9 protein-coding genes are annotated in these 11,337 nt (G+C 55.7%); 5 read left to right on the plus strand and 4 right to left on the minus strand.

The features are described from left to right. Positions 1 to 10 precede the first annotated feature (10 nt). Positions 11 to 3,226: a SusC/RagA family TonB-linked outer membrane protein gene (locus tag Q0Z70_RS07395; RefSeq protein WP_298073456.1), complete on the minus strand. Its 3,216-nt coding sequence runs from the start codon at positions 3,224 to 3,226 to the stop codon at positions 11 to 13. A 312-nt stretch (positions 3,227 to 3,538) separates the two neighbouring features. Between Q0Z70_RS07395 and Q0Z70_RS07400 the strand changes: the two genes are divergently transcribed. Continuing rightward, positions 3,539 to 4,186 (plus strand): ribonuclease H family protein, encoded by a 648-nt coding sequence (locus tag Q0Z70_RS07400; protein WP_298073457.1) that lies wholly within the window; start codon positions 3,539 to 3,541, stop codon positions 4,184 to 4,186. Between the two features lie 264 nt (positions 4,187 to 4,450). Here the strand turns inward: Q0Z70_RS07400 and Q0Z70_RS07405 are convergent, their stop codons facing one another. Both Q0Z70_RS07405 and Q0Z70_RS07410 read right to left on the minus strand, forming a co-directional pair. Next, entirely contained in the window at positions 4,451 to 4,891 is a 441-nt protein-coding gene (locus Q0Z70_RS07405) for a DUF6078 family protein (RefSeq protein ID WP_298073458.1), read from the minus strand. Positions 4,892 to 4,954: 63 nt separating this feature from the next. Beyond that, complete coding sequence (locus tag Q0Z70_RS07410) at positions 4,955 to 6,793, minus strand: ABC transporter ATP-binding protein (RefSeq protein ID WP_298073459.1); 1,839 nt, start codon at positions 6,791 to 6,793, stop codon at positions 4,955 to 4,957. A 187-nt stretch (positions 6,794 to 6,980) separates the two neighbouring features. Between Q0Z70_RS07410 and pdxB the strand changes: the two genes are divergently transcribed. Further along, positions 6,981 to 8,027, plus strand: a complete 1,047-nt coding sequence (gene pdxB / locus Q0Z70_RS07415) for a 4-phosphoerythronate dehydrogenase PdxB (protein ID WP_298073466.1) — start codon at positions 6,981 to 6,983, stop codon at positions 8,025 to 8,027. Position 8,028: 1 nt separating this feature from the next. Here the strand turns inward: pdxB and Q0Z70_RS07420 are convergent, their stop codons facing one another. Continuing rightward, positions 8,029 to 8,616, minus strand: coding sequence for a phosphoribosylglycinamide formyltransferase (locus Q0Z70_RS07420; protein ID WP_298073460.1), 588 nt, complete (start codon positions 8,614 to 8,616; stop codon positions 8,029 to 8,031). Between the two features lie 152 nt (positions 8,617 to 8,768). On the opposite strand from Q0Z70_RS07420, the gene Q0Z70_RS07425 reads away from it, so the two are divergent. Genes Q0Z70_RS07425 through rnc form a run of 3 tightly spaced genes read left to right on the plus strand, consistent with a single transcriptional unit; the run spans position 8,769 to position 11,148 of the window. Next, entirely contained in the window at positions 8,769 to 9,005 is a 237-nt protein-coding gene (locus tag Q0Z70_RS07425) for an acyl carrier protein (RefSeq protein WP_298073461.1), read from the plus strand. An 18-nt stretch (positions 9,006 to 9,023) separates the two neighbouring features. Beyond that, positions 9,024 to 10,289, plus strand: coding sequence for a beta-ketoacyl-ACP synthase II (gene fabF, locus Q0Z70_RS07430; RefSeq protein ID WP_298073462.1), 1,266 nt, complete (start codon positions 9,024 to 9,026; stop codon positions 10,287 to 10,289). Then, positions 10,255 to 11,148: a ribonuclease III gene (gene rnc / locus Q0Z70_RS07435; RefSeq protein ID WP_298073463.1), complete on the plus strand. Its 894-nt coding sequence runs from the start codon at positions 10,255 to 10,257 to the stop codon at positions 11,146 to 11,148. The genes fabF and rnc overlap by 35 nt, the downstream gene beginning before the upstream one ends. Positions 11,149 to 11,337: the final 189 nt, after the last annotated feature.

Here is an 11,337-nt window from a genome sequence, read left to right on the forward strand (position 1 = left end):
CTCCATGTTTTTAGAATGTGATATTAAGATTGCAACCGAACACACGGCACGACGGGTTGTTGTAAAGCTCACCGAATTGTGAGCCAAGGTCGTCAGCGCTCGAAATGGTAGTCGATTCAGGATCGGCGTAGCGGTTATCCGAAGCCGTCCACATAAAGACGTTGTTGCAGAATGCCGTCAGCGAGAGTGCGTTCAGCTGCATGGCGCGTACCCACTTCTTGGGAAGGTTCCACGTCAGGCTGATGTTACGCAGCTTCACGAACGAACGGTCCATCAGATAAGCCTCGCCACCGCTTCCATAGCCATAGTCGTTGAAGTAAGTCTGGTAGCTGCCGTCGTACTGATAGATAGGCGTCGTATTGGGAGAATAACTGCCATCCTCGTTGGCTACCACCGAGTTGGGGATAACGAAAGGACGACGGTTGTTATAGGTGGTAACTACGCCGTTTCCGGTAAACTGCATCAGGTTCTTGGTACGCGAGAACATGTAACCGCCTTTGCGGATATCCAAAGCTGCGCTCAGGGTAAAGTCTTTGAAGGTCAGGCCTGTCGTGATACCGCCGGTCCAGTCGTTGTTCATGTTCTTGCCGGTGTCTTCCAGCGTAGTGCCCAGTATGGGGAAACCGTTGCCATCCACAATCATCTTGCCGTCTTCGGTGTACTGCGGCAGGTACGTATAGAACTGGCCCATAGGCTGTCCTTCGACGGCATACAACTCGACGTCATCGCTGCCGGCCGCGAAGCCATAGATGGAAACGCGCCCGCCTTCCAGGCTTTCGGGCAGCGAGATTACCTTGTTTTTGTTCTTGGCAAAGTTGAAGCCGATGTCCCAACGCCAGTTGCGTGTCTGTACGGGAGTCAGGTTGACTGCCAGCTCCACACCCTTGTTTTCCACTTCACCGAAGTTGGTTATGACATAGCTGTATCCCGAAGCCGGATCGGCCGGCAAAGTAAAGATCTGGTCTTTCGTGCGGCGGTTGTAGTAAGCGGCATCAATGCCCAGGCGGCCGTTGAAGAACTGCAAGTTCATTCCGACTTCAAACTCCGACGTCATCTCCGGTTTCAGGTTCTCGCTACCCAGGGTGTTGGAAGTCTGGTAGGCATTGGCGCCGTTCAAGGGGAACGAGATATTGGGAGCGACGTAATAGCCGTTGGATGCTCCCTGTATGTACGACAGAGAGGTGGAATAAGGAGAAGCGTCATTACCCGTCTTACCATAAGCCAGGCGCAGCTTACCGAAACTCAGGATGTCGTTCTCAGGAATAAGCCGTGTGAATATCCAGCTCAGAGTGGCACCCGGATAGAAGAAGCTGTTCTGCTGGATGGGCAGCGTAGACGACCAGTCGTTGCGGGCCGTCACATTCAGGTACACCATATCGTCCCAGCCTACGGTCAAGTCGCCGAAGAGACCTACCAGCCGGCGTTTGCTCTGACCCTCGGAAAGCGTCTGCGAAGCCGTGTTGCTCAAATCCCAGAAACCCGTACCGATGGACAGGTTGGTACCGGAACCGTTCAGAGAGGTGGAATAGCGTTCGTTCATGTTCACACCGACGTTGACGTTGACGTCCAGACGGTCGTCCAGGAACTTCTGCGCATAGTTGGCCAGGAAGTCGTGGTTCAGCTCGTAACGGCGGCTGTAGATGGCCGTCACGCCTCCTTCCTGATTCATGCTGGAAGGCGGATAACCGTAGTCGTTGTCTATCAGCGCATCGTCCAGATCAATCTGCGGACTGCCTGTCTTGATGTCATAGTCCGTGTAGTCCAGACCCATGCGGTAGGTCAGGGTGACATTCTTCACCGGCTTGATGTCGGCCTGCACCTTCCCGTAAATCTGCTTGGAGTTGGTGTGGAAGCGGTTGTTGGCCAACGACCAATAGGGATTGGTGATGCCGTAAGGGGTGAAATAGGCTTCCGGCGTATTGAAGGGGTTGCTCAGGTCTTTCATGTCGACGATGGAGACATCGCGAGGCAGTTCCAGCAAACCGTCGATTACGGATGTACCCTGGAAGCTGCCCACAGCATCCGTCTGGCTGCGGGCGAAGTTGACGGAAGACGACAGCTTCAACCACTTCACCGGCTCGTAGCTGTTGCGGAAGGCGACGGTGTTGCGCTTGTACATGTCGTAGTCTTCGGGGATGATACCGTCGTCGCCCGTGTACGAATAGGAGAGGTAGTACGTCATCTTCCGGTCGTCCGACTCGCCGCTCAGCGAGAGGTTGTGGTTATGCGACCAGCCCAAGTCGAAGAAGTCTTTCACGTTGTCTTCCTTGGCACTGAACTCGTGGATCAGCTGCTGGTGGTTCCACACCGGGCCATACACCTGTGTCGAGCCGTCGAGGGCAGGGCCCCACGAACCGTTTTCGATGAAGGTCTGCCCGCCGTTCCAGCCCTGTCCGAAACTGTTCTGCAACTCCGGCAGAAAGGATAGCTGGCGTGCCTGCACGCTGCCGCTATAGTTGATGGAAAAGTTGCGATCCCTCGAACGCTTGCCGCTCTTGGTCGTGACGATGACGACACCGTTGGCGGCACGGCTGCCATAGAGTGCCGTAGCGGCTGCGCCTTTCAGGACGGTCATCGACTCGATGTCCTGCGAAGCCACGTTGGAAATACCGCCCAAAGTCACGCTCTTTCCGTTGCCGGATACGGAACTGTTGGAAAGGGGGATGCCGTCTACGACATACAGGGGCTGGTTGTCGCCGTTGATGGAACCGAAGCCGCGAATGACGACATTACTTACCGAACCCGGATCGCTGGAGGTGCTGCTGACTTGCAGACCCGCCACCTTGCCCGAAAGGGCGTCGGCTACGTTGGTGGTACGCGCACTGATGATTTCGTCGCTCTTGACGGTGGTGGCCGAATAGCCCAGCGACTTCTCGGAGCGACTGATGCCCAAAGCCGTCACCACTACCTCGTCCAGCACTTCGGAGTCGGCACGCAACACCACTTTGATGAGCTTGCCTGCCGTGATAGCCACCTCCTGCGTCTGCATGCCGACATAGGAGATGCGCAGCGTTTTGGCACCGGCCGGAACATTGCTGATTGTAAACTTGCCATCCATATCGGTCATGCTGCCCATCTGGGTGCCCACTACCAATACCGATGCACCGATAATCGGCTCTCCGTCTTCGCCGGAAGTAACTACTCCCTGAACGCTCGACGTCTGAGCCAATCCAAGGCTTACCCCCGCAAAGAGGCAAACCATCCACAGTAATAACTTCTTTTTCATAAACTCTCTCTTAAATTAAAGTTACTAAATTCTCTCAACGAGCCGCAAAGATATTACACGTAATTTAACGCTCCAAATTTTCCGGGCAAAAAATATCATTCTGACCGAAGAATTAACGTTTCGACTGTCACTTTGAACAGAAACAAGCTGAAAAAGCAACCTATCAGAAACAAAGAAACGGGCGCGACATGCGTATCTGCGCGCGCGGACTGCGGCGGGCGGAGGCGGGAAGCCGGCGGAGGAAACGAAGATATTTCCGCCTTTCGGCGCCATTCGGAGCCGTAAACCGAAAATATTCGTACCTTTGCCCGCATGAAGAAGAAACGGAAATACTACGTCGTATGGGCGGGCGTCGCACCCGGCATCTACGACAACTGGACGGACTGCCAACTTCAGACGAAAGGCTACGACGGCGCGCGCTTCAAGTCGTTCGACACGAGGGAGGAGGCCGAAGAAGCATTTGCCTCGGCGCCCGAAGCGTATATCGGACGGAAGGAGGCGACGGAGCATCGGCCTCGAAAAGCGAAGGATGACGGCAGCGGCCGCCCTGCGTCCGGGGTGGTGGAGAACAGTCTGGCGGTGGATGCCGCGTGCAGCGGAAACCCCGGCCGGATGGAGTATCGCGGCGTGCACGTCGCTTCGCGTCAGGAGATATTCCACTACGGACCCGTCTACGGTACAAACAACATCGGCGAATTTCTCGCCATCGTCCACGGACTTGCGCTGCTGAAACAGAAGGGCTTGGAGATGCCCGTCTACAGCGACAGCCGCAACGCCATCCAGTGGGTCAGACAGAAGAAATGCAAAACGCGGCTGCCCCGCGAGCCCCGCACGGAGGCGCTGTTCCGGCTGATAGAGCGGGCGGAGAAATGGCTGCGCGAAAACACCTACACCACGCCCCTTCTGAAATGGGAGACCGACCGCTGGGGCGAAATCCCTGCCGACTTCGGACGGAAATGAATGCCGGCCCGCATGTGTGCACCGGTTTGTGCACAACTGTGCACCCGGCAGTGCACGGCCGTGCACCGAGTATTTCACAACCGTGCACAGAGTGGTGCACAACTTTGCATCGAGCAGTGCACTATTTTGCACCGTATATTTCACAAAAGTGCACCGGATATTTCAAAAAAGTGCACCGGGTATTTCAAAAAAATGCACCGGGCGGTGCAGAAAAGTGAACACGTCGGTGCAGAAAAGTGCGCAGGGCGGCGGGCAGGAGGCGGCTTACCACACGTACTGCCATTCGTAGCGGTCGAACTCCATCGGGACGGTCAGGCCGTGACGCTTCAGAATGGCGGCTATCTTCTTCTGCATGGCGGGGGAGAGGGGTTTTTGTCCGCGCAGAAGGTAGTAGTAGTTGCGTCGGCAGACCAGTTCGCAGACTTCCGAGCGGACGACTTTCACGTTTCCGGCCGGAATGAGTGCGAATGCCCGCCGGAAGCCGTAGGCCATGCGGACTTTTTCGGCCTTGCGGAAGAACCGGCAGGAGCGTGCTCCCGCCGTGTCGGCAAGCAGGGGGTTGACGAGGGTGAACGTGCTCCTGACGGGGGTCAGGTCGCGGGCTGCGAAGGCGCGGAGGCATTCGCCGGCGGAGGCGCAATCGGTCTTGAGGCAGAAGCCGAAGTATTCGGGGGCGTTGTCGCAAAAGTTGAAGTCGTTGTCCATATCGGTCTGATTTTTTTTAGAGACTGTAATGCGGGTGATTTATCGGTGCGGAGGTGAGGGCTGTCAGCCGAGCGACTGCATGTCGTTCAGCCGCTTGTAGTAGCCGTTCAGGGCGAGCAGTTCTTCGTGGCGTCCGCGCTCCACAATCTCGCCTTCGTAGAGGACGCAGATTTCGTCGGCGTTGCGGATGGTGGAGAGGCGATGGGCGATGGCGATGGTGGTCCGCGTTTTCATCAGCCGTTCGAGGGCTTCCTGCACCAGGCGTTCGCTCTCAGTGTCGAGGGCCGAAGTGGCTTCGTCGAGGATGAGGATGGGCGGGTTTTTCAGGATGGCGCGGGCGATGCTGATGCGCTGGCGCTGCCCGCCGGAGAGCTTTCCGCCGCGGTCGCCGATGTTGGTATTGTAGCCGTCGGGCGTCTCCATGATGAAGTCGTGGGCGTTGGCGATGCGGGCGGCGGCGACGACCTGCTCCATCGTGGCCCCTTCGACGCCGAAAGCGATGTTGTTGAAGAAGGTATCGTTGAAGAGGATAGCCTCCTGATTGACGTTTCCGATAAGGGCGCGCAGGTCGCGGATGCGCACGTCGCGGATGTCGGTCCCGTCGATGAGGATTCGGCCTTGCTGCACGTCGTGATAGCGCGGCAGGAGGTCGACCAGCGTCGACTTGCCGGAGCCCGACTGGCCCACCAGCGCGATGGTTCGTCCGCATGGCACGGTCAGGTCGACATGCTTCAGCACGTCGCGGCGTCCGTCATAGCTGAAGCTGATGTCGCGGAACTCGATGGCGTGTTCCAATCCCGTAAGTTGTTTCGGGCGGGCCGGCTCGCGGATGGGGTTTTCGGCGAGGAGTATCTTGTCGATGCGCTCCATCGAGGCGAGGCCTTTCGGGATGTTGTATCCGGCTTTGGAGAATTCTTTCAGCGGATTGATGACGCTGTAGAGAATGACCAGATAGAAGATGAACGAGGGGGCGTCGATGGACGAGATGTTATTCAAGATAAGCGTTCCGCCGAACCATAGGACGATGACAATGAGGCAGGTACCGAGGAACTCGCTCATGGGATGGGCAAGTGCCTGGCGGGTAGCCACGCGGTTGATGGCGTCGCGATAGTCGTTGCTGCACTTGTCGAAGCGTTTTTCCATCTTCTTTTCGGCGATGAAAGCTTTGATGATGCGCAGTCCGCCGAGGGTTTCCTCCAGCTGGGACATCGTGTCGCTCCAGCGGCTCTGCGCTTCGAGCGACTTCCGTTTCAGCTTCTTGCCGACGGCACCCATCACCCAACCCATGCCGGGTACCACCAGCAGCGTGAAGAGGGTCAGCTGCCAACTGACGGCAATCATCGTGGCGAAATAGACGATAATCAGGACGGGGTTCTTGATGAGCATGTCCAGCGAACTGGTGACGGACGTCTCCACCTCGGTGACGTCGCCGCTCATGCGGGCAATGATGTCTCCCTTCCTCTCTTCCGAAAAGAATGCAAGCGGTAAACGGAGCACTTTATGATAGACTTGTCTGCGGATGTCGCGCACGACTCCCGTGCGGAGCGGTATCATGACGGCCGACGAGGCGAAGTAGGCCAGCGTCTTCAGCAAGGTTATCACGGCGAGGAAGATGCCCAGGACGAGCAGCGTCAGCGAGGCGCCGCGCTCGGCTATCAGCCGGGACACTTCGTAGTAGAAGTTATTCACCGCCACGTCTTTCAGCTCCATGCCCGCCGTATCCCAGGGGATGAACTCGTAGACTTTCGTATCCATCTTGAAGAGAATTTGCAGGATGGGAATAATCAGCGTAAAGGAAAATATGTTCAGGAAGGCGGACAGCAGATTGAGAAACAGTGCCCAGACAAGGTACTTTCGGTAGGGCGGCACGAAGCGCCGCAGCAGTCGGAGGAATTCTTTCATAACTTCTTCATTTCTATAACAGTCATGCAAAGATAGTGCAAACGCGGGGAAGTACAAAACGAAAGCCGTGCTTTCCGGCCGGAGCCGCCCTGTTTCCGCCTCCTCCGACGAATAAAATGAACGGACAAAATGCAACAACAATGGCAAAGCCTGCTTATCTTTGCAGACAAAAACAGGAATGAAGTACATGAAAGTAATCGTCGACGACAAGATACCCTATATCAAAGAGGCCCTGAGCACCCTGGCAGATCGGATTGTCTATGCTCCCGGCCGGGAATTCACACCCGAACTGGTGCGCGATGCCGATGCCTTGATTGTCCGCACCCGCACCCGTTGCGACCGCCGCCTGCTGGAGGGAAGCCGTGTGCGCTTCATCGCGACTGCGACCATCGGCTTCGACCACATCGACACGGACTATTGCCGGAAAGCCGGCATCACCTGGCAGAATGCGCCCGGCTGCAACGCGGGTTCAGTCGCCCAATACGTGCGCTCCGCCCTTCTGCTCCTCCAACTGCAAAAGGGCTTCCGGTTAGAAGGGAAGACGCTGGGCGTTGTCGGCGTGGGACACGTAGGCACGAAGGTGGCGGAAGTCGGGCGCGAACTGGGTATGCGCGTACTGCTGAACGACCCGCCGCGTCGGGAGAAGGAGGGAGGCGACTGCTTTTCTCCGTTGGAGCAGCTGGCGGAAGAATGCGACGTACTGACTTTCCACGTCCCCCTCGTCCGCGAAGGCGCCTACCGGACCTTCCATTTGGCCGATACCGACTTCTTCGGCCGCCTGAAGCGACGTCCCGTCCTCGTCAACACTTCGCGCGGAGAGGTCGTCGGGACGCAGGCGTTGCTCCATGCGCTGCAAGCCGGACAGATCGGCGACGCCATCATCGACGTCTGGGAAAACGAGCCCGACATCCATCCCGGCCTGCTCGACCGTGTCTTTCTCGGCACCCCACACATCGCCGGCTACTCGGCCGACGGCAAGGCCAACGCCACCCGCATGTCGCTCGACGCCCTGTGCCGCTTCTTCCGCCTCGACGCCCGCTACCGCATCGAACCGCCCGCACCGCCCCACCCGCTCATCGAGGCCCGCAACCGGACGGAAGCCTTCCTCGCCATGTACGACCCGCGACGCGACGACCGTGCGCTGCGCCTCCATCCCGAACAATTCGAGCAGCTGCGCGGCGACTATCCCCTGCGACGGGAGCCGGAAGCCTTCCGGGTGAAATACATCGGTTAGCTTAGTCTGTTCCGGCCAGCAGCCGTTCGATGACCTGCGGATAGTGCTCGTATTCCAGCGCATGCACCCGCGCCGCCACGTCTTCCGCCGTATCTTCCGGGAAGACCGGACAGCGGAACTGGGTGATAATATCCCCTTCGTCATAATGCTCGTTGATATACTGGATGGTGATGCCGCTCTCGCGTTCGCCCGCCTCCACGACTGCCTGATGGACGCGGTTGCCATACATGCCCTTCCCACCAAACTTGGGCAGCAGCGACGGATGGATATTCACGATGCGCTGCGGGTAAGCCTGCAACAACGCATCGGGCACCCGCGCCAGAAAACCTGCCAATACAAGGAAGTCCACCCGATAATCGGCCAGCAGCTTCAACACCTCTTCGCCGGTCGCCCATTTCTCCTTACCTATATATATACACGGAACGTGCAAGTTTTCCGCCCGTTTGAAGACATTCGCATCCTGCCGGTTGCACACGACCAGCACCACTCCGTCCGCTCCGTCTTTTCTTTCCTTCTTCTGGAAATACCGGATGATATTTTCGGCATTCGTGCCATTGCCGGACGCCAGAATTGCTACATTTTTTCCCATAAAACCTCCTGTTTTTGCACAAAAAACCGCTTTTTGTGCAAAATAATTGTATTTAATCCATTAAATATTTGCGCAAAACAATAAATATACCTTTCTTTGCAAACGCAAAATTAAAGAAATAAACTCAATTTATTAACTAAAAACTTAAAGTTATGTCTGAAATTGCATCAAGAGTAAAAGCTATTATCGTCGATAAATTAGGCGTAGAAGAATCAGAAGTTACAAACGAAGCGAGCTTCACAAACGACCTGGGAGCTGATTCTCTTGACACTGTAGAACTTATCATGGAATTCGAAAAAGAATTCGGTCTTTCTATTCCCGACGATCAAGCAGAGAAGATTGCTACTGTAGGCGATGCCATATCTTACATCGAAGAGCACGCTAAGTAATCCTTATCCATCAATCACATGGAATTAAAAAGAGTTGTAGTAACAGGTCTCGGTGCCGTTACTCCCATTGGCAACAATGTCCAGGAATTCTGGGACAACCTTGTCGATGGAGTCAGTGGAGCGGGACCTATTACTCATTTCGACGCGTCATTATTCAAGACCCGGTTTGCCTGCGAAGTGAAGAACTTCGATGCAAGCGACTATATCGACCGCAAGGAAGCCCGCAAGATGGACCTGTACACGCAGTACGCCATCGCCGTGGCCAAACAAGCCGTCACGGACTCCGGTCTTGATGTCGAAAATGAGGATTTGAACCGAATAGGTGTCATATTCGGAGCCGGTATCGGCGGCATCCACACATTCGAAGAAGAAGCAGGCAACTATGCACTGACGGGCAAAGAAAACGGGCCCAAGTTCAATCCGTTCTTCATCCCCAAGATGATTTCGGACATTGCAGCCGGACAGATTTCCATCCTGTACAGCTTTCATGGCCCCAACTACGCCACGTGCTCGGCTTGCGCCACTTCGACCAATGCCATCGCCGATGCGTTCAACCTGATCCGTCTGGGCAAAGCCAACGCCATCGTCACAGGTGGTTCGGAGGCAGCCATTGCCGCTTGCGGCGTAGGCGGATTCAACGCCATGCACGCCCTGTCCACCCGCAACGATTCACCCGAAACGGCATCGCGTCCGTTCAGCGCCAGCCGAGACGGCTTCGTAATGGGTGAAGGAGGCGGCTGCCTCGTGTTGGAGGAACTGGAGCACGCAAAAGCACGCGGCGCCCGAATCTATGCCGAAGTAGCCGGTGCAGGCATGTCGGCCGACGCCTATCACCTGACCGCATCGCACCCCGAAGGACTGGGAGCCAAACTCGTGATGAGAAACGCGCTGGAGGATGCAGAGATGCAGCCCGAACAGATCGACTACATCAACGTGCACGGTACATCCACTCCGGTGGGCGACATTTCGGAAGTAAAAGCCATCCAGGAAGTATTCGGCAAACATGCCTACGAACTGAACATCAGCTCGACCAAGTCGATGACAGGCCACCTGCTGGGTGCAGCCGGCGCCGTAGAAGCCATCGTCAGCATCCTGGCCATCAAGAACGGCATCATACCTCCGACCATCAACCACACCGAGGGCGACAACGACGAAAACATCGACTACGACCTGAACTTCACGTTCAACAAGGCCCAGAAGCGTACTGTCAACGCTGTCTTGTCCAATACCTTTGGGTTTGGCGGTCACAATGCTTGTGTCATCTTCAAGAAATACGCAGAGTAAGGTCGTGTTACGTAACCAAATAGACAAAATAAGGCTCTTGTTTCATAAGGAACGGAAGTCTTATTTTTGTTTTTATCGCATTCTGGGCTTTTTGCCCCACAACCTGAAAATCTACCAGCAGGCCCTGCTACACAAATCCACTTCGCTCCGTTCCGAAGAAGGAAGGCTCATCAACAACGAACGCTTGGAGTTTCTGGGCGATGCCATCCTCGATGCGGTGGTAGGCGACATCGTATTCAAGCACTTTGAAGGCAAACGGGAAGGCTTCCTGACCAACACCCGCTCCAAAATCGTACAACGCGAAACACTGAACAAGCTGGCCGTGGAAATCGGTTTGGACAAGCTCGTCAAGTATGCCTCACGCTCTTCCTCGCACAACAGCTACATGTACGGCAACGCCTTCGAAGCCTTTATCGGCGCCATCTACCTCGACCAGGGATACGACCGGTGCAAGCAGTTCATGGAGAAGAAGATTTTCAGGCAATACATCGACCTGGACAAGATGTCGCGCAAGGAAATGAACTTCAAGTCGAAACTCATCGAGTGGAGCCAGAAATACAAAGTAGAGGTTTCGTTCGAACTCATCGAACAGTTCATCGACCACGAAAACAACCCCGTGTTCCAGACTGAAGTGCGGATAGAAGGACTTCCGGCAGGAACCGGCACGGGGTATTCCAAAAAGGAATCCCAACAAAATGCGGCGCAGAGGGCACTGAGAAAAATCAAGAGCGACCACCGATTTATGGAAAGCGTCGAAGCCGTCAAGACACAGGCGCCTGCCCCCGCCCAAGAAGAAAGCCCGGCAAAAGAGGGAAGCACAAACGAAGAAGCGGAGGCGGAAGTTTTGAAAACCGTGTAAAGCCTCATCCCCGACACCCGCCGCGAGGAAATCCGACCGCATTCCGCAAATCTATCGCCATTCACCAATGTATATATTTATTACCGATGCAAAATACCTCCCGTTATCGCTTCGGAACAACGGCTTCTGTCGATTAAGTTAAGCGACGATGATCGATTAAGTTAGTCGATGATGATCGATTAAGTTAAG

The sequence above is a fragment of the uncultured Bacteroides sp. genome (assembly GCF_947632445.1).
GTDB lineage: Bacteria > Bacteroidota > Bacteroidia > Bacteroidales > Bacteroidaceae > Bacteroides.